Origin of the sequence: Bradyrhizobium sp. CCBAU 11430 (genome assembly GCF_028128855.1) — a bacterium.
Lineage (GTDB): Bacteria > Pseudomonadota > Alphaproteobacteria > Rhizobiales > Xanthobacteraceae > Bradyrhizobium > Bradyrhizobium ottawaense.
Genome location: NZ_LBJV01000073.1, coordinates 70467 through 95331, shown reverse-complemented (window position 1 = coordinate 95331; position 24865 = coordinate 70467). Strand labels below are relative to the sequence as shown.

Genomic DNA, 24865 nt, shown 5'->3' with positions numbered 1-24865 from the left:
GGGTGTGCGTTCGAAGTTCGGGCCCGCGTCTCTCGTGTCCCGGACGCGCTGCAATGCTCTTCGCGTTGCGGCGCAGAGCCGGGACCCAGCAAGCCACAGCACGTGCTGCAACATGGGCCCCGGCTCTGCAGCGCACCGCTGAAGAAGCGCTGCGCTGCGTCCGGGGCACGAGAGTCGTCATTGCGAGCGCAGCGAAGCAATCCAGGCTGCCGCCGCGGAGACAGTCTGGATTGCTTCATCGCAAGAGCTCCTCGCAATGACGGCGTGTGAAGTAGCAGCTTCCGGCTCTCTCGTGTCCCGGACGCGCTGCAACGCCCTTCGCGTTGCGGCGCAGAGCCGGGACCCAGCAAGCCACAGCACGTGCTGCAACATGGGCCCCGGCTCTGCAGCGCACCGCTGAAGAAGCGCTGCGCTGCGTCCGGGGCACGAGACCTATTCAATAGACACACCTTCGCAGCCTCGCGGCGCATTTCGCCCGAGCTTTGCTTGATCGCTTCACCCCCATTTGAAAGAGGGCGCAGGGAAGGCCGGGAGCCGGTTGGCTCCCATGGCCGCCTGTGCGCAAGATCTGCGTGTGCAGAAAGGCACAGGCGGAAAGACCACAGGGCAACCGGAGCATCCCGGCCTTCCCTGCGCAGTGGCTTTACGGCTTATGTCGTGCTCTCCCCGGGGAGCGATGCGCTATTGCCCCCGTCGCCTTGCGGATGGCTGGCGGATGCGTCCGGTTGGACGACATCCATCACCACAAGACTTGGCGCACAGACCCCGGGCGCCAGGACCACACGATTTTGCCGTACGCCGATCACACCGGTCGTGTGCGCGATACTTTCGCTCACGGCTCTCCGCCCTGCGAAAGCACTTCGCGCCGATGCAACTAGCGTCCACCGCCGCCCGGCCCGCGTTCGTGACGATCGCGATACGCCCCTCTTCCTTGGGCCGGGTTGCGTGACACATATGCCATTTCCGAATTTCGGTAAAATGGAATATTTTTGATGACACGGATTGACCCACGGCTCGGGTGTTTTGCCCGTCGGGCAACGCAAGGGCTCGTGGGAACGCGTTCGTAGGTGGGCAAAGGCGCAAAGCGCCGTGCCCAGCATCTCTCTCCACTCGGGCCAATCGTGGGCACGCTTCCGCCTTCGCTCTCCGGGCTACGGAGCCGCGCCGGCGAGACGTTCGATCACGATATCGAGCAGCGCGCGCAGACGGGCGAGCCGCCTGAGATCGCGATGATAACCGACATAGGTGTCGCGGCCGGGCGGCGCCGTTCCGATGTCGAGCGCGACCAGACGGCGGTCGCGGTCGCCGAGCGGACGCGGCAGCACGGCAAAGCCGCCGCCGCTCGCGCAAAGCTCGGCCTGCACCTGCCTGTTGTTGCTGCGCGAGGCGACGGCTGCATTCGGCAGCGCGCGCTTCAGCCAGACGGCGTCCGGCATGTCGGCGAACTCGGCATTCATCGTCACGACGCGGACAGCGCTGCCGTCGCCGGCGCGCGGCGGCTTGCTGCCCCTCTTGCCATAGAGCGCGTAGGGAATGTGCAGCAGCTTTCTGGAGATCACCTCGGGCTCGCTGAACGGCTTGATGCGAAAGACGAGATCGGCTTCACGCCGCGGCAGACTGTAGAGCCGCGCATCGGTCAGGAGCTCCACCGTCACCTTGGGGTGACGCTTGCCGAATGCGGCGATCACCGGCGACAGCATCACCGTCCCGAACCAGTCCGACGATGACAGGCGGAGCAGGCCGTCGAGTTGCGTCTCCGCACCGGACACATGGCGCTCCAGCGCGAGCGCCTCGTCCTCGATCCGCTCGGCATGGCGGAGCACGGCGGCGCCCTCGTCGGTCAGCACCAGGCCATCCGCCGTGCGCTGGAACAGCGTCTGTCCCAGCGACGTCTCGAGCGCGCGAAGCCGCCGGCCCATCGTCGGCTGGGTCTGGCCGATTTTTCGAGCGGCAGCGCCGAGCGTGCCTTCGCGCGCAATTGCCAGGAAGATGCGCAGATCACTCCAGTCCATCAGGATTCCTGCCATACAGAAATGTATGACGATTGTACAACCTTGTTCCTTCTCATGCAAAATTTCATGGGCATATTGAGCCGATCACGGAGCAAGACGATCATGACGAGACAATCGACGATGCGCGCAAATGTCCTGGAGACCCACAACGCTCCCTTGCGCCTCTCAACCATCTCCACGCCCGAGATCGGCCCGCACGACGTGCTGGTGCGGGTGCGCGCAAGCGCGGTCAATCCGCTCGACACCAAGATCCAGGCCGGCGCCGCGGCGCATGCGCGCCACCCGCTGCCGGCAATTCTCGGCATCGATCTCGCCGGCGTGGTCGAGCTGGCCGGGCGCGAGGTCTCGCGGTTCAAGCCGGGCGACGAGGTCTACGGGATGACCGGTGGCGTCGGCGGCGTACAGGGATCGCTCGCCGAATTCGCCGCGGTCGATGCCGATCTCCTCGCATTGAAGCCTGCCAATCTCGGCATGCGGGAAGCTGCCGCGCTGCCGCTGATCGTCATCACGGCCTGGGAAGGCCTGATTGATCGGGCGGCGTTGAAGGCGGGCCAGAAGGTATTGATTCATGGCGGTGCGGGCGGCGTCGGTCATGTCGCGATCCAGATCGCGCGCGCCTTCGGAGCGGAGGTGTTCGCAACCGGTTCGCCGTCGCAGCGCGCCACCATCGAAGGTTTCGGCGCCGTATTCATCGACCGCGACAGTTCGGTCGAAGCCTGCGTGGCGCAGCACACCGGCGGCCGCGGCTTCGACATCGTCTACGACACCGTCGGCGGCAAGGTGCTCGACGCTTCCTTCGAAGCGGTGCGCCGCTTCGGCCATGTGGTGAGCGCGCTCGGCTGGGGCACGCATGCGCTTGCGCCGCTGTCATTCCGGGCAGCCACCTATTCAGGCGTGTTCACGCTGCTGCCGCTGCTGTCGGGCGAAGGCCGCGCGCATCATGGAGAGATCATGGCGGAGGCCACGCGCCTCGCCGAGGCCGGCAAGCTCGTGCCGCTGCTCGACGCCAGGCGCTTTACGCTGGAGAACGTCGACGACGCCTATGCCCTGATCAGGGATCACGCCGCCAAGGGCAAGCTGGTCGTCGATATCTGAGGTGGAGCTTGTAGCCGGATGGAGCTGTGCGCGCCGCTAGTCTTCGCTGGACGCGGCGGAGCGGTTGCGCAAATAGGCCTGCGACAACAGGAAGAACAACGCGCGCTCGCCATGATATTTGGCGGAGGGCCGGGTGCGCTCGAAACCGTCGGCAAAGATCTTGCCAGACTGGTCGCACACCTGCCATCGCCAGCCAAACCGCTTGCGCCTGGTGAGGATCACTTCGAACATGCCGACGAGCTTGGTCCCCTGCTCCTTGCCGGTCTGGCAAAGGCATCCAAGCCCCTGCTCCGGCCTCCCCCATTAGACGGATGCCCGACATATAACCCAGCGGAGTGGAAAGAGAATAAAATTGATGATCGGAAATTCGTCTCTTGCACCGCTGTGATGAGGACGGCGGGGGTGCGGGAATAAGCTTTCGCCAGCGGTGTTTGCCTCGGCCCCAGGAGGCAATCTGCTGGCGCTTGCAGTATTCAAAGCAGAACACAGGGGGTGGTGGGGATGAGCATTTTGCTTACCAGTCCCCACGACGCATGCGACGGTAACAGGAGATGCACGTTCGTGCGCTCGATGAGAATTGCCGTGCCGGACGTCAGGTCGGTGTCAGGTTGCGGGCGGCACCGCCGCCAGGACCTTAGCGCGCGAGACCTTAGCGCGCGACGGCCTTAGCGCGCGACGACTTCCACCTCGCCGTCGACGCCGTTGACGACGTTGAATCCGCGCTCGTAGACCTTGCCCTCGTTCTTGGCGATGGCGCGGTATTCGCCTTCGGAGAGCACGACGCGCGGGAAGGCGCCGATCGATTCCTTGATGACGTCGCCGCCCGGGGTCAGCACCGACCAGGCGGTGTTGGCGAGCGCCTCGCCGCCCCTGTCGCTGACCAGCTTGAGCGTGATCACGGCTGCGCGGTGGGTGATGGTGACGTCGGTGAGCTTGCTGGCCTGGACGCGGATGTCGGAGCGCACCACCGAATTGGCGTCGCCATAGTTGGAGATGATGTAGTAGGTGCCCTCCGGCAGCAGCACGACGTCGCCGGCGGCGACGTTCGGCACCAAGGAGGCACGCTCGCCGGATTCGAACTGGCTGCCCTTGTAGATCGCGAACGAGATCTGGTTCTGCGGAATGCGGCTGGTGCCGACCCGGCCCTCGATCCGCAGGCCCCCGGCCGGGAGCACGAAGGACTCGCGGTCGGTCTCGGCCTTCAGGCTGACGGTGCGCACCGCGCTGACGAGGCCGAAGGCGACGTGCACGACGTAATTGCCGGGCGGCAGCACGATATTGGGCGTGGCGCTGCGGTCCTCGCGGATCAGCTTGAAGGTGCCGTTCTCATCGGGACGGTCGGCAAACACGCGCCAGACCAGGCCGCTGGTGATCGCCGGAGAATCCTTGCCGTATTTCGCGGTCAGCGACAGCACGCCCTGTCCGGGCACGGCCGCATTGAGCGGGGCGGCCGGCGGCACGGTCGTGACCGCGGGCGGCGGCATGCTGGGGGTCGTCGGCTGCATCAGGGTCGGCGGCAGGCTCGGGGGGCCGGCGCCAGGGCCGGAGGGCGGCGCCAGGCTGACGGCGCCGCCGGGGTCGGGCACCGAAGCCGGCGGGACCGGCGGCGGACGATCGGAGAATAGCTGCGCCTGCGCAGCGTTTTGGCCTGAGGTAACGAGGCACGCGGCAAGGATCAGCGCCGGCAGCAGCCTGCCGCTGCGCCGCCATCCGATGATGCCGTCACCCCCGCGTGTCATGCCCCCTGCTTTTCACCGAAAACGCGGCAAATTCAAGCCTCTGAAACCCCAGGAAATACGGGCCCGGTCCGATTGATGGAACCCGGTTGACGCCTGCGTGATTAGTCCAGCGGCAGCCAGCTCTCGCCACACTGCTGCCCCCTGCTTCCCGAACGGTATAAACCATGCTTGGCCCTCGCTCTGGTGCGGCGGAAGTCCGGTGCCTACTCTGGTGTCGAGGGCTGGCCCGGGTAGGAGAGTTTCGGTGCTTGATATCTTGAAGGGTCGTGGTGGGAACGGCTCGAACGGTGAGAAGATTGGCCTTGGCCCCACCCGTCGGCCGATCATCGGCCTTGCCCTCGGCGGCGGCGCGGCGCGCGGCTTTGCCCATATCGGAATCCTCAGGACCTTGATCGCCAACGGCATCGTGCCCGACGTCGTGGTCGGCACCTCCATCGGCGCCGTGGTCGGCGGCCTCCATGCGGCCGGCCGACTCGAGACGTTCGAAGAGTGGGGGCGCAGCCTGCAAGGGATGCGCAACATCCTCGGCTATCTCGACATCCGCCTCAACGGCTCCGGCCTGCTCGGCGGCGAGAAGCTGGCGACCCGCCTCGAGAACGCGGTCGGACAGACCCTGATCGAGGACCTGCCCATCAAGTTCGCAAGCGTCGCGACCGAGGTCCGCACCGGCCACGAAATCTGGCTGACTCGCGGCCGCGTCGTCGATGCGATGCGCGCTTCCTACGCCCTGCCCGGCATCTTCTCGCCCGTCCTGATCGGCGACCGCTGGCTGGTCGACGGCGCGCTGGTGAACCCGGTGCCGGTCTCGGCCGCCCGCGCGCTCGGCGCCGAAATCGTCATCGCCGCAAATCTTTCCAGCGACATCTTCACCCATTCCACGACGATCTATTCGCACGGCGCACCGCCCACGCCGGTCGCTCCGGGGGCCGAGGAGCCGACGGCCAAGCGGCGCTTCCCGCGCCTGTTCTCGCCCGAGAGGACGATGAAGCGCGAGTTCTTTGGCGGCAATGGCCGGCCCGGCATCTCCTCGGTGATGGTGGATGCCTTCAACATCATGCAGGACCGCATCACCCGCGCCCGCCTTGCCGGCGATCCGCCGGATCTGTTGATCACGCCGCGGGTCGGCCAGTTCGGCTGGTTCGACTTCCACCGCTCCGAAGACCTGATCGCTCATGGCACCCGCGCCGCGGAGCGCGCGCTGGAGTCGATCCAGGAGGCGATCCATGTGCTGGCGCCGGCGCCCGAAGGCACCGCGCCGAAGGCGGGCGAGCAGACCTGATCAGGCCGTCTTGATGTAGTCGCGCAGGGCTTCCTGCTCGGACTCGTATTCCTGGACCCGGCGCTTGACGATGTCGCCGATCGAGATCAGGCCGACCACCTTGCCGTTGTCGATCACGGGCAGATGGCGGAACTTGCCCGAGGTCATCATCTCCATGAGCTCAGCGACTGTGTCGGTCTCCTTGCAGGTCACCACCTTGCGGGTCATGACCTGAGCGACCGGCTCCTCCAGCGCGCCGGCGCCGCGCTCGCCGAGCACGCGGACGATGTCGCGCTCCGACAGGATGCCCTCGAGCCGGCTCTGGTTCATCACCAGCACCGCGCCGATCTTCTTCTCACCGAGCAACTTGACCGCGGCAGCCAGCTTCGCGTCGGGCTCGACGCTCATGATCTGGTGGCCCTTGGTGTTGAGAATGGAACGTACCGTCATTGTTGCCTCCCTGAATCGGACCCGTCCGCCACTTGGCGGTCCGGACTTGTTCTTCGAGTCTTCAACTAACAGTTTAGGCGCCGGTTGCAGGCTCAGGCGCTTTGCGAAGCATCGCCGCTAGCGGCTTGCAGCTTCGGAACATTCTTCCTGCAAATGATGGATGAATTCGGGCCGCGCCGCAAGCGCCGCTTCAAATACGGTCTGAAACGTCCTGTGATGACGCATCCGCAGCATCGTTTCGCACGCGCGGCACGGGATCGAACAGGGCGAACAGCAGCAGGCCGGCAAAGAAGCCGCCGATATGCGCCTGCCAGGCCACGCTCGTGGTTTCGGAATCGATGCCGATCGCACCGACGCCGAAGATGATGTTGACGCCGAACCACACGGCGAGGAAGCCGACCACCCGCCCGTCGCGCAGCGCGCGCGACAGCGGCAGCGCCGGAACCTTTGCTGCGGTATCGGCGTCCGACCGGTTGAACGACAGGAAGCTGCCGCGGACGAAGGCGAAGCGGATCGCGGCTGCCATCGCGCCCGACACCGAGGCGGAGGCGCCGATCATCGGCGCCACCGCGTGCTCATGGGTGACGAGATGGGCGAGCGCGCCGGCCGCCGCCGTCACCGCCAGAAAAAGGAAGAACCTGACCGCGCCGAAGCGCCGCGCCAGCGCGCTGCCGAACGGCAAGAGCCAGAGCACGTTGAAGCCGAGATGGGTCAGATTGGCGTGCAGCAGCGAATAGGTGACGAACGTCCAGACCTTGGCGCCCGACCCGCCCGGGATCTGCAGATTGAGCAGCGAGGAATCGTAGCGCTTCGGGATGAAGCCGAAGACGTCGATGGTCCAGTTCTCGAGCTCGGCCGGCAGCAGCACCCGCAGATGGATCACCGCCAGCAGGACGATGTAGGCGGTCAGCGCCACAGGCAGCGTCAGGACCGGCTCGCGCGGAGCCTCCTCATGGGCGGCCGCCAGGCCGGGCTGAGAATCCTGCGGCGGAGAATCGTGCGGGGAATCCAAGGCAGCTTCGCTTTCAGGCGCGATCGGAACGATCCGTTTGGAGATAGTCGCCTTTGCCGGCCTTGCGCAAGTGCACAAAAGGAAAAGGCAGGGCCCTGGGAAGCCCTGCCTGTCCGTGTCGGCCTTCCGGTACCGGAGGAATGAAGGTGTATCCCCACCCCTCCCCGCGGCCCGTGACCAAACTGTTTGACGCCCTGTGTACAGACCCCGCCGAGAACCTGGATGAAAGCGGCGAGGCTTGCGACTGCGATCACCATAGCAGCGACGCGTGAGGCGCAAAGGCCATAGTTAATTTAACGTTAACGACGCAAAGACTACCTTAACGAGGGCGAAAACGCCCTCCCGGCATGGACGCTGCAAATCCCCTCCTGCACAACATCACAAGGGATCGCGGGTGCACTGAAGCGGGACAGCTTTGTCCCTTCGAGGTTGCACCCCGGGATAAGCGTTCAGACATGAAACATCCGTCGAGCCGCGCGTTCTTCGCGTATTGGGACAAGAAGCGCGGCGCCGCACGGGCCCCTGATAGGGCCGACATCGATCCGGCCGCGGTCCGCCGCCTGCTCGGCGACATTTTTGTCCTCTCCTGCGAGCCCAATCTCGGCTTTCCCTTCCGCGTCGCGGGCACGCGCGTCTGTGCGCTCGCGGGGTGTGACCTCAAGGACCAGAGCTTTGCGGCGCTGTTCACGGCCGCGAGCCGCGGCGAGATCGAGGAGATCACGACCATCGTCGCCGACGAGGCGTTAGGTGCGATCGCCGGCATCACGGCCGCGCGCGAGGACGGCAGCAAGGCCTATCTCGAGCTGTTGCTGCTGCCCTTCAACGCCCGCCCGCACACGCCGGTGAGCGTGACAGGCGTGCTCGCGCCGTTCGACGACGAATGCGGCGCGCTTTCAACCTTCACCCTCACCTCCTGGCGCTATCTGCACCAGCCGGAGAAGCTGCTGCCGCGCGCGATCCGCAAATTGCAGATCGCACGCGGGCTGATGGTGTATGAGGGGCTGAGATAGTCTCGCGCACGCGGATGGCCGTTTTTGCCGGATCTGCGTCATTCCTGATGTCGTTGCCAAGGGTTAGCTTCCGCCTCGCGTGAAGCAACGAGGTTCGGGTGACATCATCATGACATGGCGCGTTCTGGCGTTGAGCGGCCTCGGCTGCGTGGCGCTGCTGGCGGCGATCGGCGGAACCTGGCTATTGCTGCTGCCGGGCACTCCGGCTCGGGGAGCCGCGCCCGCAATTTCCAGGGACGAGACCGAGGCGACGCTTGCGGCGCTGAAGCCGCCGAAGCGCGAACGCCCGCTGATCGCCATCGTCGGCATCAACGACATGACCGAGACGACAGACTATCTGATGCCCTACGGCATCCTCGCGCGCGCCGATGTCGCCGACGTCCTCACATTGGCGACGCAGCCCGGACCCGTCACGCTCTATCCCGCGCTGAAAGTGCAGCCGCATGCGACCATCGCCGAGTTCGACGCTGCGCATCCCGACGGCGCCGACTACGTGATCGTGCCCGCGATGAGCCGCGAAGACGATGCGGTCGCCCTGCAATGGATCAGAAGCCAGGCCGGCAAGGGCGCGATCATCGTCGGCGTCTGCGTCGGCGCCAAGGTCGTTGCCAACACCGGGCTGCTCGACGGCCGGCAGGCCACCACGCACTGGTATTCGGTGCGCGATCTGCAGAAGCATTCCGCGATCCGCTATGTCGCGGACCGCAGGCTGGTGGTCGAGCGCGGCGTCGCGACGACGACCGGCATCACCGCGTCCATGCCGATGGCCCTGACCCTGGTCGAGGCCATCGCCGGCCGCGCCAGGGCCGAAGCGGTCGCCGGCGACATCGGTCTTGCGGAGTGGAACGCGCGCCATCGCAGCGCGGCGTTCCAGTTCACACGCCCGTTCGCGCTGACGGCGATCGCCAACACGCTCGCATTCTGGAACCGCGAGCAACTCGGAATCGCGCTGACGCCAGGCATCGACGAGGTCTCGCTTGCGCTAATCGCCGATGCGTGGTCGCGCACCTATCGCTCGCGTGCCCTCACCTTCGCTGCCACGGCAGAGCCGCAGACGAGCCGCGGCGGTCTCCGCATCCTGCCGGACAAGATCGCGGCCGACTGGCCGGCAAAGCTGACGCCGCCGGCCGCCGCCGGTTTGCCGCCGGCGCGAGCGCTGGACCAGACGCTATCCGCCATCGACGCGCGCTACGGCTCGCGCACGGCCGACTTCGTCGCGATGCAGCTCGAATATCCGAGATAGATGCGCCGTTACGGCATCGCCAGATGCCAGGCGCCGTTCAAGAAGCCGTCGCCGGTGACGTCGCCGGGCTTCTGGTCCTTGGCGAAGGTGTAGAGCGGCTTGCCCTTGTAGGCCCACTGTTTCGAGCCGTCGTCGCGGGTGATGATGGTGTAGCCGTCACCGGCCGCATCGCTCGCCTCGGCCTTCAGCACCGGCCAGTTCGTCGCGCATGGACCGTTGCAGGCGGACTTGCCGTCCGCGTCCTTGTCGAAGGTGTAGAGCGTCATGCCCTTGGCATCGGTGAGCACGTTGCCCTTGTCGGTCTTGCCGGTCTTGGTCGGCGGTGCGGCGAAGGCGGCGGGAACGATCGCGAGCGAGAGTGCCAGCGAGAGCGCGAGGCGGATCGGGGACGTCATGATATCTCCTGTCATGCAATTGGCTTGCATGGGTAGGACGCCGCACGCGGCGTCGTATTCCTGAGAGGGCGGCAAAGATATTTTTCGCTGCGCGCGCCGACGCGGCGGAATAAACTGGGTCAACCGAGACGGAAAGACATGAGCAAGCCGCACTGGCGTCCCGCGCACGCATCCGACCTGCCCGCGATCAGCGCGATCGCGGCGCAAATTCATCCTGCTCTTCCTGAGAGCCCCGAGGTGCTCGCGGAGAAGATGCGGCTCTATCCCGACGGATGCCGCGTGCTGGTCGCGGGCGACGAGATCGCCGGCTACGGTCTCGCGCATCCCTGGAAGCAATACCGGATCCCGCCGCTCGACGGCTTGCTCGCACGACTGCCTGACGATGCGGATTGCCTCTACGTCCATGACGTCGCGGTCCTGCCCGACTTTCGCGGCGGCGTCGTGCGCCCCTATGTTGCTGATGTTGAACAGTTGGCGCGTGCGTCAGGCATCGCAACGCTCGCGCTGGTCTCGGTCTATGCCACGCGGCCGCTGTGGCAACGTCTCGGCTTTCGGCCCGTCACGGCGGACGCGGCACTGCGCGCAAAGCTGGCATCCTATGGCGAAGGCTCGACGTACATGCTGCGCGACCTTACCGCGGTGTAATGTCCCTCGCCGGCCGGCCGGCTCACGCGGGCGTGAAGCCGCGCCCTCGAACCGGGTCAGGTGGCGCTCCGTCGAAGGTGTGTGCGAGCCGTTCCGGTCTCGCCGAACCGAGGCTGGAGAATATCCATGAAGCTCACGTTGTCGAAGATTGCCTTGATTGCATGCGTTGCGACGAGCGCGTTCGCCGCGACCAGCGCCAACGCGGCGCCCCACCGAACCGATGGCTGCCAGTTCGCCTTTTTCGAAGGCTGTGGCATCGTGTTCGAGCAGCCGAACCCCGGCCGCTCCCGCAGCAGCGTCATTCCCGTCCGCGATACCTCGCCGACCTACATGAAGCAGACCGACCCGCGCTACAGCTCGTCGATGCGCGATGCCGGCGGCGGCGGCGGTGGTGGCGGCGGCGGTGGTGGTGGTGGCGGCGGTGGCCGCTGAGCTCACACCCGACTTTTCAGATGATGTCGCCGGTGCAACCCGGCGGCATCATTGTCGTCTGCGCTGAACGGTGCCGGTTCAGCCGCGATGCTTTTTCTTCTTCGGCTTCTTTCCAGGCGCGCCCTTCGCGGGCCACGGCGTGACCGACGGCTCTGCGTGACCCGGCTTGTTCTTGTGCTTCTTCTTGCCGAAGGACGGAGCATCGTCGAATTTCGGCCCGCGCTCGCCCTGAGGCTTGCTGCGCGGCTTGAATTCACTCTTGTCGCGTGGACGATCGTCGCGACGTTCCCGATGATCGCTGTCGCGGCTCTCGCGCCGGGGCGGGTGTGACCGCTCCTCCGCAGGCGCCTGTTGCTGCGGCGCGCCCGCCATCGGCTCGAGGCGGATATTGTCTTCCTTGTCCGGACGCTTGATCTTGACCGCGAAAGACTCCGCGACCCGCTCGGAAATCTCGAACTCGGTCGTGGTGTCCATGATCTTGATGGCGCCGATATCGCCCTTGTCGATGCCGCCGCGACGGCAGATCATCGGCAGCAGCCAGCGCGCTTCCGCATTCTTGCGTCGTCCGATGTTGGCGCGGAACCAGACGCTGGCCTCTCCCATGCCGTGACGCGGCGAGGATTTGCCTGATTTCGATCGCGGCCCCGCAGGGCGATCGTCGCCGCGTGAGGTGCGGCCATCGTCGCGCGGCGTGCGAACATTGTCCCGACCGCGATCATCGCGCGGCCGGCCGCTGCGCTCGCCGGGATCGAGGATGTCCTCGGGCGACGGCAGCCGCGCGCGATAAAGCCGCGCCAAGGCAGCTGCGATATCCTCGGCCGACCGCTCGGCCAGCAGCGCCTGGGCCAGCACCAGATCGTCCGCCGTCGTCTCCTCGGTGAACAGCACGTCCTTCATGCGCTCATGGTCGAGCTTGCGGATTTCGTCCGCCTGCGGCGCCGTGCCCCAGTCGGCATCGACACCTGCGAGATTGAGCAGCAGCTCTGCGCGACGCCGGCGGGCGGGCGGCACCAGCAGGACGCTGGTCCCCTTGCGTCCGGCGCGCCCGGTTCGGCCCGAGCGGTGCTGCATCACCTCGGCGTCGTTGGGCAGGTCGGCATGAATGACGAGGTCGAGGCTCGGCAGGTCGATACCGCGGGCGGCAACGTCGGTGGCGACGCAAACGCGCGCGCGGCCGTCACGCAGCGACTGCAACGCCATGGTCCGTTCGTTCTGCGTCAATTCACCCGACAGAGCGACGACGGAAAATCCGCGCTCCAGGAGCGCCGCCTGCAAATGCCTGACGTGATCGCGCGTGCTGCAAAACACCAGCGCGCTCGGCGCCTCGTAGAAGCGCAGCACGTTGACGACCGCATGCTCGGCATCGGCGGGTGCGATCCGGATGGCGCGGTACTCGATATCGGCATGACCGCCTTCGTCGCCGGCGACTTCGATCCGGAACGCCTGCTGCTGATATTGCTTGGCGAGCGCGACGATGCCGCGCGGAAAGGTCGCCGAGAACAGCAGGGTGCGGCGCGTCTCCGGCGTGGTCTCGAGGATGAACTCCATGTCCTCGCGAAAGCCGAGATTGAGCATCTCGTCGGCCTCGTCGAGGACGACCGCTTTCAATTCCGAGATGTCGAGACGGCCGCGGCGCAAATGATCGCACAGCCGGCCGGGCGTACCGACGACGATGTGAGCGCCCGCGGCGAGCTCGCGCTGCTCGCGGCGCGGATCCATGCCGCCGACGCAGGAGACGACGCGTGTCTCCGCATGCTGGTAGATCCAGGCGAGTTCGCGCTGAACCTGCATCGCGAGCTCGCGGGTCGGCGCCACGATCAGGGCGAGCGGTGCGGCCGCCCGCTCGAACCGCTCGGCATCGCCGAGCAGATCCTTGGCCATGGCGAGGCCATAAGCGAGGGTCTTGCCGGAGCCGGTCTGGGCCGAAACCAGGAGGTCGCGGCCGGCGGCTTCGTCCGCGAGCACGGCGAGCTGAACGGGGGTCGGTGAATCATAGTTCCGCTCGGCCAAAGCGCGGGCGAGCGGCGGGGTCAGGGCCGGAAAAGACACGGGATGGAGAACCTTGGTTAATTCAGGCGCGCAAACGGTGAGCCGAGGGGCCTGAGCTCGCGTGCGCGGCAAACGGCCCACCCGCACGCTGGATTTGATCTGGGTGCTCTTTACGCCAAGAGTTTGGAAATCACCATGCCAATGATGCATGGCTTCGCGAAAAGAGCCGCGCCTCAGAGGTTGCAGCGGATTTTTGCGGCCACCTTGATTAACATCGGCGCAACGGGGTCCGGCGGCAAGGCAAATGGGCCGAGATCGAACCGAGTTAGAGGGGGAGCGCAACGATGCGATTGGCAGTCATTTCTGACATCCACGGCAATCTTGCTGCGTTGGAGGCCGTGCTGGCCGACATCAAGGCGCGCGGCGTCGATCGCACCGTGAACCTCGGCGACTGCGTCACCAGCCCTTTGTGGCCGAAAGAGACTTTCGAGGCCCTGCAATCGCTGGCGTTGCCGACCGTGCGCGGAAACCATGACCGCTGGATCGAGGAGTTTCCGGACGACAAGCTCTCGCCGGCAGGCCTGTTTGCGCGTCGCGCATTGACTGCGGAGCAACGACGCGCGCTCCATGGCCTGCCCTCGCAAATTCGTCTCGACGACGGGATCCTCGCCTGCCACGGCACGCCCGACAACGATACGGCGTGCCTGCTGGAAGAATCGCTCGACGACGGCCGCTTTGTCCCGGCACGCCGCGAGGTGCTGGCGACGCGCCTCGCAAGCGAGCCGACGGCGCGCGTGGTGCTGTGTGGCCATAGCCACCGCCAGGCCGCGGTTCAGGGACCGGGCGACTGCCTGGTTCTCAATCCGGGAAGCGTTGGTTGCCCCGTCTTCGCGGACATTCCGTATGCCGCAAACCTGGAGCACCGCTCGCCTCACGCCCGCTATGCGATCCTCACGAAAAAAAAGAGGGGCTGGCAGGTCGAGCTGCTGGCCCTCGAATATGATTGGGACGCCGCATCGGCGCGTGCGCTCGCCAACAACCGCCCCGAATGGGCGCAGGCCATGTTGACCGGATGCGTCAAATAGCCGGCTGCGGCGAGATCTCGGACCGCATCGGTACGGCAAGATCGACCGGTCAACGAGGACGATCTTGTCGCACCCGCCCCGCGATCCCAAATCGTGCCTCACGAGAGAGCAACGGAGAAAACATGACAGGTAGCATATCGCTGGCCGACAAGCTCGCGACCTTTGAGGATCATTGGTCGCCGCGCACGGTCACGACCTTCAACGATTGCGACGTGATGGTGGTGAAGGTGAAGGGCGAGTTCACCTGGCACAGGCACGAGGACACCGATGATTTCTTTCTCGTCCTGAAGGGCAATCTGGACATCGAGTTGCGGGATCGCACGGTGACGCTTGGTCCGGGCGAACTCTACGTCGTGCCCAAAGGCGTCGAGCATCGCCCGGTGGCGCGCGAGGAGGTTCATCTCCTGCTCATCGAGCCGACCGGCACGCCGAATACCGGGGACAAGGCAACCGCAGCAAAGCGCAAGCTCGCATAGCGCGCAGCGCGCCTGCGCGGTCTAATCCCTGGAGGCCGCCAGTCCGCTGAAGCTGCCGACCAGCCTGGCTCTCACGCGCGCAACAGCGTCCTTGACCGCACGGGCCAGCGCCCGGATGGCGCGCCAGGCTTCGGTCGCCTGCAGCCACGCCTTCGCCCCGGCGTATTTTCCGTAAGCCCAGGCAAAGGCGCGAATTCGCATCAGCTTGTCGCGTGTGAGATGAAACAGGCGCTCGACCAGCACCAGCTTGAGCAATTCGCCGACAATGAACGTTACCGCGCCGCTCAGGAACTGACCGGTTGCGGTGAGATAAGCAGCGACCGGCTTGACCGGCTCCAGAACGATGACGGGCACGGAGAACAGAGCGAGCGACGCATAAGGCGACAGCGATCTGATCCAGGTGCGCAAACGCCTGAATTCGAAATGCCGTCCGACCCAGCGCGCTATTGGCCGCGCCACGGCCATGAAGACCGCGTCCACCACGAAGTAGATGGCAGCTAGCACGTACGTGACGGGTTTCAGGATTCGCTTCACGATCGCTCTCCTGGGAACTGAAAGCCGCAACCTGGACCTAAGTTTCACCGCGGCGTGAATAAGTCGGGGATTTCCGGTGGAACTTTTCGGGCGACGGGACGGTAACCGCTAAATCTCGGCATAGATCTCCAGAAGATTGCCGTCGGGGTCGCGGAAGAACAGCGTGCGATGCCCGAACGACTGGTTGGTCGGCGGCGACACCAGCGCGACACCCTGCCGAACGAGTTCGTCGGCGCATGCATCGACCTCGGCCGCGGAGACCTTGAACGCCAGCTGCAGCGAAGCACTGCCCGGCGGCGTCGGCGCATCGGCGGCGGTTCGGCTCGGTCGCGCCAGCGCCAGCGTGTTGCTGCCCAAGCCAAACTCGATCCAGTTCGGCGACAGCTCGCGCAGCAGGGGAAAGGCGAGGATGTCCTCATAGAAGCGGCGCATCGCCGCCATTTCGCGCACGAAGATGACGGTGTAGTCGATCGCGCGGATGGCGTTGAAGGGGGAGGAGGCGCGTGGGGTTCGGTCGAGTGTCTGTTCGTTTGTCATCGCGTCCTTCATTCCGTAATTCCGTCTCGTAGCCGCATGGAGCAAAACGGAAAGCAGGGCCGGTGTCCCCGGATGTCGCTTCGCTCGTCCGGGCTCCAGGCTAGAGACTTATCGCAGCAAGCCGCCACTGTAGCGCAGCTCATACAACTGCGTGCCATCCTGCCGCGCAATCGTCTCGACCCCATGAAAACGATCGAGCGCGCCTTCGACCTCGTTGCGGTAGAGCATCCCCGCCTGTTCGAACCGGCGCGGTCCGCGGTATGGCTGCTCGACGCTCACAGCCAGCAGCGCGTGACGCAGGAATTTGTAGATCGCGAGGAAAGTGTCCCGGTCCGTGATCTCGGCACGGGCGCCACCGCTGTAACTCATCGACCAGATGACGCGGTCGTCCCGGGAGACGGTCTCCTGCCCGACGAAAAATCCCATCCCGAAATAGATATCGCGATAAGCGTAAGGCGGCGCGCGATGCTCGAGCTGTTTTGAGCCGGCGAGCAGCGGTGCGGCCACCGTCGCGTCGTCGTCGAGGCCGGCATAGGTGCGCCGCTTGGCCTCGACCAGGAACGCCGCGAGATCGTGCGGGATCGACGGCATCTTCTATTCCACCAATTCGGGCCACGGCACGATGGTCGACTTCACCGTCTTCATCGCCATGGCGTCCTTCACCGCCTGCGCGACGCCTTCCTCCGTGAACGGATAGATCGTCTGCATCTTCAGCCAGGGATATTTGCCCGCCGTGCGATAGAGCATGTCGACGCCGAGCGGCAGGTCGTTGCCGGTGAAGCCCCAGGACCCGAGCACGTTGAGGTCCTTGGCGCAGATGCGGTGCCACGAGGTATCGATCGAGCCGGCATCGGTGAACTGGCCCATCTCGACATAGGTGCCGCCGTCACGCAGCATCTCGATGCCTTCGGGGCCGGCGGTGGGGTGCCCCGAGCAGTCCATCACCAGATCAGCCCCGAAGCCGCCGACGATCTCGCGCACACGCGCGATGCGCTCCTGCGGCGATCTGATCTCCTCGATGTTCACGGTCGCCTCCGCGCCGAACTCGCGCGCCAGCTTGAGCCGCGGCTCCTCGGGCGCACCGACGCAGATCACGCGCCCTGCCCCCATCTCCTTCGCAGCCGCGACCGCCAGAATGCCGATCGGGCCCGATCCCTGGATCACCACCGTGTCGCCCCAGGAAAAACCACCGGCGCGGCTGGCGCGGTTGAAGGCGCGGATGCAGGAGGTCAGCGGCTCGGAGAGAGCACCGAGCCGCAGCGACATGTCGTCGGGCAATTTGTAGATCTTGGTGCCCGGCAGCATCTCGAGATCGACGTAGACATATTCGGCCCAGCCGCCCCACATGTGCGGCGCCTTGTCGAAGCCGAGATAACGGCCGTAATAGACCGGCGTTAGGCATTTGTTCGCGGTCTGCGGATAATGGATGCAGTAATAGCAATGGCCGCAGGGCATCAGCGGCGGGATCATCACTTTTGATCCGACCTTGAGCGGCTTGCTCATGAAGTCCTCGGTGAACTCCTCGCCGCATTCGACGATGACACCGCCGAGCTCGTGGCCGAGCGTAAACGGCCAGGGCAGCGGCTTCGGCCAATGTCCCTTGAGGATATGCAGATCAGTGCCGCAGACCCCGCAGGCGCCGACCTTGATCAGCGCGGCCTTGCGGCCGACCTTCGGCCACGGCACGGTGCGAATGACGGGCTCTGAGCCCGGCCCTGCATGGGTGCAGACGCGAATGGATTCCATGGCTATTTCCTCGATGCCCGTCTGTTATGATTGATTGGCGCGGGCTGAGGCGAAGCGTATGTGAGATGTACGCGCGTGCCAAGATGCAGGAATTCGTGGCCCTCATGAGCGACTTGTCCGCCGTAGCTCGGAGAGCGAAGGCGGAAGCGACATGCGGGATCAGCGGCCCCGGATATCGCTGCGCTCATGCGGGCTTCGGGGCTGCTACAACCTCAGCCGTCATCCTGAGGTGCGAGACGTGCGGCGCGTAGCGCCCCGCGGGGAGCCTTCGAAGGATGACTCCGGGAGCTTGCGGCTCATCCTTCGAGGCGCGCAACAGCGCGCACCTCCAGCGACAACCGCTTCGCGGTTGCGCAGGGATGATGATTGAGTGTGCTGCGACAGTGCATGGCTGATCTTCGTGAGCGTCCAAGTCTTGAGCGCATACCTGCGACCGTGTAGGGACGAATTGAACCCCACCCAGGTGCCCCCTTGAACCCCCTCCCCCAAAATCCCGTCGCTGCGTCCGGCTCGTTCGCGGCGATGAAGTCGGTGCCGTACCGGCTGCAGTTCACCGCCCATGTGCTGGCGATGATGGCCGACAACATCGAGCATGTGATCAGCTATTGGGTGGTGTTCCAGAAATTCCATTCGCCGGCGCTGGCGGGTTTTGCCGTGCTGTCGCACTGGCTGCCGTTCCTGCTGTTCTCGGTCGCCGTCGGCGGGCTTGCCGACCGGTTCGATCCGCGTCGCATCATCCAGTGCGGCATGCTGCTGTTCATCGTGGCATCGAGCGGATGGGGTTTCTTCTTCATCACCGACACGATCCAGATGTGGCACGCGATGCTGCTGCTGGTGATCCACGGCTGCGCCGGCGTGCTGTGGCAGACGCCGAACCAGTTGCTGCTCTACGACCTCGTCGGCCCCGCCGACCTGCCGAGCGCGGTGCGGCTGAACGCGATGGCGCGCTATCTCGGCATCCTGGTCGGGCCTGCCGTCGGCGGAATCATCATGCTGACGCTCGGCACCTCGCACGGCATCATCTTCAACACGCTGTTCTATCTGCCGATGCTGCTCTGGCTGTTCTGGGCGCCTGTGCGCGACAACAGCGTGGCGGTGCGGCGCTTTGCCGTGCGCGGCCTTGCCGACATCGTGCTGACCATCCGCGCCATCGGCACCCAGCCGACCCTGACGGCCATGACCTGGCTTGCCGGCCTCACCTCCTTCATGATCGGCAATGCCTACCACGCCCAGATGCCGGGCTATGCCGGCGATCTCGGTCATGGCGATCCCGGCGTCTCCTACAGCGTGCTGCTCGCGGCGGATGCGGCCGGCGCGGTGCTCGCCGCTATCGCGCTGGAATCCTGGGGACGGCTCAAGGGCACGCCGCGCACCGCGATCATGCTCGCGATGCTCTGGAGCGCGGCGCTGCTCGGCTTCGCCACAGTGCGGATCTATCCGGTTGCGATCGTGCTGCTGTTCTGCGCCGGCTTCTTCGAGCTATCGTTCAATACCATGGCGCAGGCCCTGGTGCAGGTGAATGCCCCGCACGACATTCGCGGCCGCGTCGTCGGTCTTTATAATATGGCGGGGCTCGGGATGCGGGCGTTCAGCGGCATCACCGTCGGGCTGTCGGGCGCTGCGATCGGCATTCACTGGTCGCTCGGGCTGTCCGCCGCGGTGCTGCTGGCGCTGCTGGTCCTGCTGCAGCGGCGGGCGATGAGGCCGGCTTGAGCATCCCTCCGGGTGTGGCTTTTCGAACGCATTGTGTCAGTCCGTTACCGCCGCACCCAATCCTAACGCGGCATTAACCCTATGCACCTTAGGGTCGTCCCGGACTCCGCCCGGGCGGGGGGTCGGGTGTTGAAAATGGCGTTGGCGAACAAAAAATTTCTTCCGGCCGCCGAAGAGCGTCGGCGTTTCCAGCGGGTGAAGGTGCACCTGCTCGGCCGCTACATGCTGCCGGACCGCCGCGAATTCCCCTGCCAGGTGATCAACATGTCGCCGGGCGGCCTCGCGCTGCTCGCCCCCGGCATCGGCAATGTCGGCGACCGCGTCGTCGCCTATCTCGACCATATCGGCCGCGTCGAGGGCAAGATCACCCGCATCATCGACAATGGCTTCGCCATGACGATCGGGGCGACGCCCCGAAAGCGCGACAAGCTCGCCGCGCAGCTGACCTGGCTCGCCAACCGCGACATCCTCAATCTGCCGGAGGACCGCCGCCACGACCGTATCGTGCCGCGCAACCCGATCGCGGTGCTGACGCTCGAGGACGGCACCAAGATGACCTGCCGCATCATCGACCTTTCCTTGTCCGGTGCCGCCATTGCCGCGGAGAACCGGCCGCCGCTGAAATCGACCGTCATGCTCGGCCGGGTCCAGGGCCGCGTGGTCCGAAACCTCGAAGACGGCTTCGCGCTGGAGTTCGTCCACGCGCAGCCGATCGAGACACTCGAAGAGAGCGTTACCGCGCGGTAAAGCGCAGGGACGCCAAATCCCCTGTATTTCCAGCCCCGAAGGCGGCTTCCGTAATGCGGACGCCGCCTTTTTCGTGCGTGATGACGAACCTCGCGCCGGTTAACGCACAGCCCCTTTGCACGTTGAAATGGCGGTTCCGCCAGTGTTTCCGCGTTAATCGATAAAATTTGAATCAATTGCAGTTGTTTCAAATTTTATGAGAATTCGATTCAAGTATAGATCGAATTCGCCGCGCCTTTTACTTGTATTCGTCTCGACTTGACTTGGTTGACTTAGCGGCAACTCAAAAGCTCCGTGCGAAATGTGGTCCCAACAAGAAACGGGGGCCGCAATGTTTGACTTCAAGGGACAGGGGAAAGGGCTGGCGCTGGCTGCCATGCTCTTCGGGATCAGCGTGGCAGCGCAGGCCGGCGAGAGCCGTCTGCTTTACGCAAGCCTCGGTGACACCACGCGTGCGCCGATCGGCTGGGTCGAGTTCTGCGCGGACAATACCGCCCAGTGCCAGGGCACGCCGGCACAGCCGCGCGACATCGTGATGTCGCAGGCCGCATGGCGTGACCTCGTCAAGGTCAATCGCTGGGTCAACGAGACCGTCAAGCCTTTGACCGACCAGGAGCACTGGGGCGTGATCGAGAAATGGTCGCTGCCGACCGACGGTTACGGCGACTGCGAAGACTACGTGTTGTTGAAGCGCAAGATGCTGATCGATGCCGGATGGCCGCGCCAGGCTCTGCTGATCACCGTCGTGCGCGACAAGAAGGGCGAAGGACACGCGGTGCTGACGGTGAAGACCGACAAGGGCGAGTTCGTTCTCGACAATCAGAACGAGAACGTCGTTGCCTGGACGGAAACCGGCTACCGCTTCGTCAAGCGCCAGTCGCAGAGCGATCCCAACGTCTGGGTCTCGCTGGGCGATACCAAGCCGGCGGTCTCCACCGCCAGCGCCAGAGATTAAGAACGAGACAAGGAGTTACGCGACCCGGTCACATCCCCACCCCTCCCCGTCCCAGACCGGTTCGCGCGCGGCCAGCCATCCCCCAATGGCTGGCCGCAACTTTTTGGGGGATGCGTGATCAGTCCTGTGAGGACCAAGGCACGCGCGCGGCGGTGAAATCGCGCCAGGTGCCTTGCAAGGCCGGCTTGATGCCGATCGATGCACGCGCCTGCCAGCCGGCGATCGCGGCGCCGGCGATGGCGCTGTCGGGATCGGCTCCGAGCCCGTCGAGCAGCGAAGCCGTGACCGCCATGTCGTTGTAGGCGCCGAGCTCCTCCTGCAAACCGGCCAGCCTGCGGGCAAATTTCCTCGCGGACTTGCGATCCGCAAACAGCGGCAGCAGGAACTCGCTGAGATAACGCAGCCGTTTGGTCGCGAGCCGCACCCGGTGCAGCTCGTCCATCGTGAGCGACTTGAAGCGGCGGCCGCGCTTGAGCACCTTGGCGTATTGCTCCGACAGAATGCGCTGGGCGAAGTTGACGGCGGGCTCGGCGAGCCGGCCGAGATCTTCGGCGGCGACGTGGTTGCGCCAGCCCCGTGTCTCGATCCAGTTGCCGAGGCCGATCAGGAACATGGCGCAGCGGCGATCGTCGAGCGCCTGATGCGCCTTGCGATAGGCCTCGGACTGGCGCTCGGCCGCAGCCCGGCCGAGCGCATCGAAGCCGGCGATTGAAGGGCAAGCCTTCGCGATCGTCGGCAGGGTCTCGAGCTGGAACACATCCCAGTCGCGTGCGGCGGACAGGTCTTGCGCCAGCCAGCGCGCTTCCGACCTCAATGCGTCGAGATTGCTCAGCGCGCCGACCGAGCGCATCAGGTCGAGCGCCGATCGAATCCGGCGCAGCGAGACACGCAGCTGATGCACGCCTTCCGGATTGCGCCCGTCCTCGGCCGCCGGCCGCGACTGAAGCAGATGAAGGAAGCACGAGCGCAGGATCGTCGCGAAGGCTTCGTCGAGCGTCACCGACGGATCGAGACGAAGTTTTCGCGGGCGTCGTGCCGAGGGCGGCACGCCCGCGGCAAGGTCGAAGCCGCGCGCCGACTTGCTGCGGATGGACGGCTTCACCGCGCCGTGCTCCGCAAGCCGCAACGCGACCTCGTAGATCGTGCTCGCGCTGCCGCTCTTGAGCTCCAGCTCGATCTCGCTTACCGGCAGCGATCGATCACTCGCCGTGAGCACGCCATGGTCGAAGGCGATCTCGACCGTGCCGGACGGCAGGTCGATCATCCGCGCGTGGCGATGGACATCAGCGGTGAAGATAGCTTCGAGCGGCTGCGCTTCGAGATGGCTGCGAAGTTTCTCTGGAATGAACGGCATCGCCAGAGCGAGATCGGGCGCAAGCGAGGCCACGCTCGCCTCCCACTCGCCGCGGCGCAGCGGATCGTCCGCCACGTCGGTCTTCACGGTCTGCACGAAGCGCGCGCCGCTCTGGCGAACGCGCAGGCTCAGGCCGTTGCGCCGAAGCATCCGATCGGGCGTATCATAGTAGACGGATTTGAGGTGTTTTCGCGAGCCCTTGTTGCGCGCATTCGCCGCAATGACCGGCGCGGCGTTGAAATGCGCCATGCGATCGGCATCGACGAGCAGCTTGAGCTCGATCTCGCCGGGGTGCGCGGCAAGGCTCGACCGAGTTGGTTCCGGAGCAGGCGGGGCATCTTGCGATGGCGTCTGATCACTCACAGCGCCCTCGACGATCGCAGGTTCCGCGCCGGGCTCGGCCGGTTCAATCTGCCTGAGGAAGCCGGCGACGACTTGCGTCCTGTTGTTGTCCTTCGGGACAGGATTCCCGTCCGGCGCACTCGGGGTTTTGCGAGCCGGGGTTGCGTCTGATTTCAGCATTTACGGTGACATGACAGTTCAATGACAGAGCGACAGCATATAGCGGGAGCGGCCGGCGAGGAATAGTCACGTTATGCAGCAGTGCGTGATCATCGACACGACGTGCCAGACGCAGGAATCCGGCAACGCTTGTCACAATCCGGCGTGCCAATACGAGCTAAACTGCCCTGAGCGCAGCAAATGATCAATTCGACGAGCGAAATTCGCTGCTCTCGAAACCGAAATGAACGCGCCAGCGAGTTTGACCCATGCTAGCCGAGAAATTCTTCCTGGTTCTGGAGACGCTGAGAAGCCATGCCCCCGATGACAGGCCTGCAATTGTGACAAGCCCTGGCCGGCCTGCCGCGGTTCCGGAGATCGCGGCTGGTTCGCGGCGCAACAGGCCGGTTGCGGAGGATCCCCCTAGGCCACCTCATGTCTGGCAGGCGCGCAAGATGTGATCGACGCGCGCGCTTGTCAGCGTGCGAGGATGTTCTTGTAGACCTTGCCGCCCTTCATGATCACCACAAAATTCTTCGCGGGATCTTCGACGAGCTTGATGTTGTCGAGCGGATTGCCGTCGACCAGAAGGAGATCGGCGAACGCGCCCTCCTCGACCACGCCGAGCTTGCCCGGATAGGGATTTCGCGGACCCGACAGGCTCAGCAATTCGGCATTGGCCGACGTCGCCATCGCCAACGCTTCGGCCGATGTGTACCAGCGCGTGAGTGCGGCCAGCATGGCGCCCTGTCGATCCGCCAGCGCCTGCGAGAACAGGACGTCGGTGCCCCACGCGGTCTTGATGCCGTACTTCTTCGCGAGCGCATAGACGCGGTCGGTTCCGGCAACCACCTGTTTCATCTTGTCCTGCTCGGCGGGGCCGAGCGCGGCGGCACCGGAGATATCCAGGAACGGTTGCGTGCTCAACCAGATCCCCTTCTCCGCAATCAGCTTGGCGCTCGCCTCGTCCATGAGATGACCATGCTCGATGCATCTGACGCCGGCTGCGACCGAGCGCTGGATCGCGACCGGCGTATAGGCGTGCGTAGCAACATAGGTGCCCCAATTGTCGGCGGCTTCGACCGCCGCGCGCAGCTCGGGCTCGGTGAAGGTGGAGACGTCGAGCGGGCTGCAGGGCGATGCAACGCCGCCGCCTGCGGTGAGTTTGACCTGCGAGGCCCCCTGCATGAGCTGCTCGCGCGCGCGCACACGCACCTCGTCCGGACTGTCGGCCACCATGCTGCCGCCGATCCGCTCCATGCGGCTCAGCATGCCGCCGATCGTTCGCGGCAGATCGGAGAGCTGGCGGAAGTCGCCGTGACCGCTGGTAACGGTGATTATGGCGCCGGAGGGATAGATGCGGGGACCTGCGACGAGGTCCTCGTCGATGGCCTGCTTCAGGCCGAAGCTCGGCCCGCCCATGTCGCGCACGGAGGTGAAGCCGCGCATCAGCGTGGCCGTCGCCTCGCTGGCGGCAAGCAGGTTGTTATATCCGATATCGCCCGCAAGCGCGGCCATCGGCGTCGGGCGCACCAGCATCACGTGCCAATGCGCATCGATCAGTCCCGGCATCAGCACGCGGCCGCCGCCGTCGATCACCTGGCCGGCGGCCGCGATGTCCGCGGCCGAAATCTTCTCGATCTTCCCATTTCTGACGAGGACGTTGGACGCGGCCGAGAGCGCGGCGCTCTTGCCGTCGAATATCCGGACGTTGCGAAACAGGACGGCGGAGTCCTGCTGGGCCTTCGCCGAGGAGGCGCTGCCGAGGATCATTGCAACGGCCGCAAGCAGCGTGGCGATTCCGGACACTCTGGCCGGCATCCTCAAACCCGACATGGCCGGCCTCCGCTGAGGTGCAGGGCTACGGGAGGGGTGATGGCAGGCACGCAACGTCTCGGTGCCAGTTGACGCCGACGTCTGGCCTCCGTCAACTGGCC

At 65.4% G+C, this 24865-nt stretch carries 24 protein-coding genes; 11 read left to right on the top strand and 13 right to left on the bottom strand.

Features of this window, described 5'->3' with window-relative positions; genetic code table 11:
- Positions 1-1151: 1151 nt before the first annotated feature.
- A complete protein-coding gene (locus XI04_RS35235) occupies positions 1152-2012 on the bottom strand; it encodes a LysR family transcriptional regulator (protein WP_028141120.1) in 861 nt (286 codons plus the stop codon).
- 102 nt (positions 2013-2114) lie between these two features.
- Here XI04_RS35235 and XI04_RS35230 point away from each other — a divergent pair, with 102 nt between their 5' ends.
- Complete coding sequence (locus XI04_RS35230; protein ID WP_245448774.1) at positions 2115-3107, top strand: zinc-dependent alcohol dehydrogenase family protein; 993 nt, start codon at positions 2115-2117, stop codon at positions 3105-3107.
- Between the two features lie 36 nt (positions 3108-3143).
- On the opposite strand, the gene XI04_RS35225 is transcribed toward XI04_RS35230, so the two are convergent.
- Both XI04_RS35225 and XI04_RS35220 read right to left on the bottom strand, forming a co-directional pair.
- Complete coding sequence (locus XI04_RS35225; RefSeq protein ID WP_018322145.1) at positions 3144-3338, bottom strand: hypothetical protein; 195 nt, start codon at positions 3336-3338, stop codon at positions 3144-3146.
- Positions 3339-3772: 434 nt separating this feature from the next.
- Positions 3773-4846, bottom strand: coding sequence for a hypothetical protein (locus tag XI04_RS35220; RefSeq protein WP_028141122.1), 1074 nt, complete (start codon positions 4844-4846; stop codon positions 3773-3775).
- Positions 4847-5090: 244 nt separating this feature from the next.
- Between XI04_RS35220 and XI04_RS35215 the strand changes: the two genes are divergently transcribed.
- On the top strand, positions 5091-6125 hold the full coding sequence (locus XI04_RS35215) for a patatin-like phospholipase family protein (RefSeq protein WP_028141123.1): 1035 nt from the start codon (positions 5091-5093) through the stop codon (positions 6123-6125).
- Here the strand turns inward: XI04_RS35215 and XI04_RS35210 are convergent, their stop codons facing one another.
- Positions 6126-6554 (bottom strand): CBS domain-containing protein, encoded by a 429-nt coding sequence (locus XI04_RS35210; RefSeq protein ID WP_028141124.1) that lies wholly within the window; start codon positions 6552-6554, stop codon positions 6126-6128.
- 190 nt (positions 6555-6744) lie between these two features.
- A complete protein-coding gene (locus XI04_RS35205) occupies positions 6745-7566 on the bottom strand; it encodes a rhomboid family intramembrane serine protease (RefSeq protein WP_271608914.1) in 822 nt (273 codons plus the stop codon).
- Between the two features lie 455 nt (positions 7567-8021).
- Here XI04_RS35205 and XI04_RS35200 point away from each other — a divergent pair, with 455 nt between their 5' ends.
- Together XI04_RS35200 and XI04_RS35195 are read left to right on the top strand one after the other, a co-directional pair.
- On the top strand, positions 8022-8576 hold the full coding sequence (locus XI04_RS35200; RefSeq protein ID WP_271608915.1) for a PAS domain-containing protein: 555 nt from the start codon (positions 8022-8024) through the stop codon (positions 8574-8576).
- A 109-nt stretch (positions 8577-8685) separates the two neighbouring features.
- Positions 8686-9819 (top strand): DJ-1/PfpI family protein, encoded by a 1134-nt coding sequence (locus tag XI04_RS35195; protein ID WP_271608916.1) that lies wholly within the window; start codon positions 8686-8688, stop codon positions 9817-9819.
- 8 nt (positions 9820-9827) lie between these two features.
- Here XI04_RS35195 and XI04_RS35190 read toward each other — a convergent pair whose 3' ends face one another.
- Positions 9828-10214: a COG4315 family predicted lipoprotein gene (locus tag XI04_RS35190; RefSeq protein WP_038949892.1), complete on the bottom strand. Its 387-nt coding sequence runs from the start codon at positions 10212-10214 to the stop codon at positions 9828-9830.
- A gap of 138 nt (positions 10215-10352) precedes the next feature.
- On the opposite strand from XI04_RS35190, the gene XI04_RS35185 reads away from it, so the two are divergent.
- Together XI04_RS35185 and XI04_RS35180 are read left to right on the top strand one after the other, a co-directional pair.
- Positions 10353-10859 carry a GNAT family N-acetyltransferase gene (locus XI04_RS35185; RefSeq protein WP_038949893.1) on the top strand — a complete coding sequence of 169 codons (507 nt, stop codon included), beginning with the start codon at positions 10353-10355 and terminating at the stop codon, positions 10857-10859.
- Positions 10860-10985: 126 nt separating this feature from the next.
- Positions 10986-11291 (top strand): hypothetical protein, encoded by a 306-nt coding sequence (locus XI04_RS35180; RefSeq protein WP_038949894.1) that lies wholly within the window; start codon positions 10986-10988, stop codon positions 11289-11291.
- A gap of 78 nt (positions 11292-11369) precedes the next feature.
- On the opposite strand, the gene XI04_RS35175 is transcribed toward XI04_RS35180, so the two are convergent.
- On the bottom strand, positions 11370-13340 hold the full coding sequence (locus XI04_RS35175; protein WP_271611512.1) for a DEAD/DEAH box helicase: 1971 nt from the start codon (positions 13338-13340) through the stop codon (positions 11370-11372).
- A 284-nt stretch (positions 13341-13624) separates the two neighbouring features.
- Here XI04_RS35175 and XI04_RS35170 point away from each other — a divergent pair, with 284 nt between their 5' ends.
- Both XI04_RS35170 and XI04_RS35165 read left to right on the top strand, forming a co-directional pair.
- Complete coding sequence (locus XI04_RS35170) at positions 13625-14365, top strand: metallophosphoesterase family protein (protein ID WP_212428699.1); 741 nt, start codon at positions 13625-13627, stop codon at positions 14363-14365.
- Between the two features lie 122 nt (positions 14366-14487).
- Complete coding sequence (locus tag XI04_RS35165) at positions 14488-14841, top strand: cupin domain-containing protein (protein WP_028141133.1); 354 nt, start codon at positions 14488-14490, stop codon at positions 14839-14841.
- A gap of 21 nt (positions 14842-14862) precedes the next feature.
- Here the strand turns inward: XI04_RS35165 and XI04_RS35160 are convergent, their stop codons facing one another.
- From XI04_RS35160 to XI04_RS35145, 4 genes are all read right to left on the bottom strand, one after another.
- Positions 14863-15375, bottom strand: coding sequence for a hypothetical protein (locus tag XI04_RS35160; RefSeq protein WP_038972398.1), 513 nt, complete (start codon positions 15373-15375; stop codon positions 14863-14865).
- A 108-nt stretch (positions 15376-15483) separates the two neighbouring features.
- A complete protein-coding gene (locus XI04_RS35155) occupies positions 15484-15912 on the bottom strand; it encodes a VOC family protein (protein WP_212428698.1) in 429 nt (142 codons plus the stop codon).
- Positions 15913-16020: 108 nt separating this feature from the next.
- Entirely contained in the window at positions 16021-16503 is a 483-nt protein-coding gene (locus XI04_RS35150; RefSeq protein WP_271608917.1) for a DUF5680 domain-containing protein, read from the bottom strand.
- A gap of 3 nt (positions 16504-16506) precedes the next feature.
- Positions 16507-17658, bottom strand: coding sequence for a zinc-binding dehydrogenase (locus tag XI04_RS35145; RefSeq protein WP_212428697.1), 1152 nt, complete (start codon positions 17656-17658; stop codon positions 16507-16509).
- Between the two features lie 471 nt (positions 17659-18129).
- On the opposite strand from XI04_RS35145, the gene XI04_RS35140 reads away from it, so the two are divergent.
- From XI04_RS35140 to XI04_RS35130, 3 genes are all read left to right on the top strand, one after another.
- The gene (locus XI04_RS35140) at positions 18130-19371 is read left to right on the top strand and encodes an MFS transporter (RefSeq protein ID WP_271608919.1); all 1242 of its coding nucleotides are present in this window, start codon (positions 18130-18132) and stop codon (positions 19369-19371) included.
- A gap of 135 nt (positions 19372-19506) precedes the next feature.
- Positions 19507-20118: a PilZ domain-containing protein gene (locus XI04_RS35135; protein WP_026202686.1), complete on the top strand. Its 612-nt coding sequence runs from the start codon at positions 19507-19509 to the stop codon at positions 20116-20118.
- A gap of 331 nt (positions 20119-20449) precedes the next feature.
- Positions 20450-21073: a transglutaminase-like cysteine peptidase gene (locus XI04_RS35130; RefSeq protein WP_271608920.1), complete on the top strand. Its 624-nt coding sequence runs from the start codon at positions 20450-20452 to the stop codon at positions 21071-21073.
- Between the two features lie 118 nt (positions 21074-21191).
- On the opposite strand, the gene XI04_RS35125 is transcribed toward XI04_RS35130, so the two are convergent.
- Both XI04_RS35125 and XI04_RS35120 read right to left on the bottom strand, forming a co-directional pair.
- Complete coding sequence (locus tag XI04_RS35125) at positions 21192-22949, bottom strand: CYTH and CHAD domain-containing protein (protein ID WP_271608921.1); 1758 nt, start codon at positions 22947-22949, stop codon at positions 21192-21194.
- A gap of 456 nt (positions 22950-23405) precedes the next feature.
- Positions 23406-24764 carry a metal-dependent hydrolase family protein gene (locus XI04_RS35120; protein WP_271623900.1) on the bottom strand — a complete coding sequence of 453 codons (1359 nt, stop codon included), beginning with the start codon at positions 24762-24764 and terminating at the stop codon, positions 23406-23408.
- Between the last annotated feature and the right edge of the window lie 101 nt (positions 24765-24865).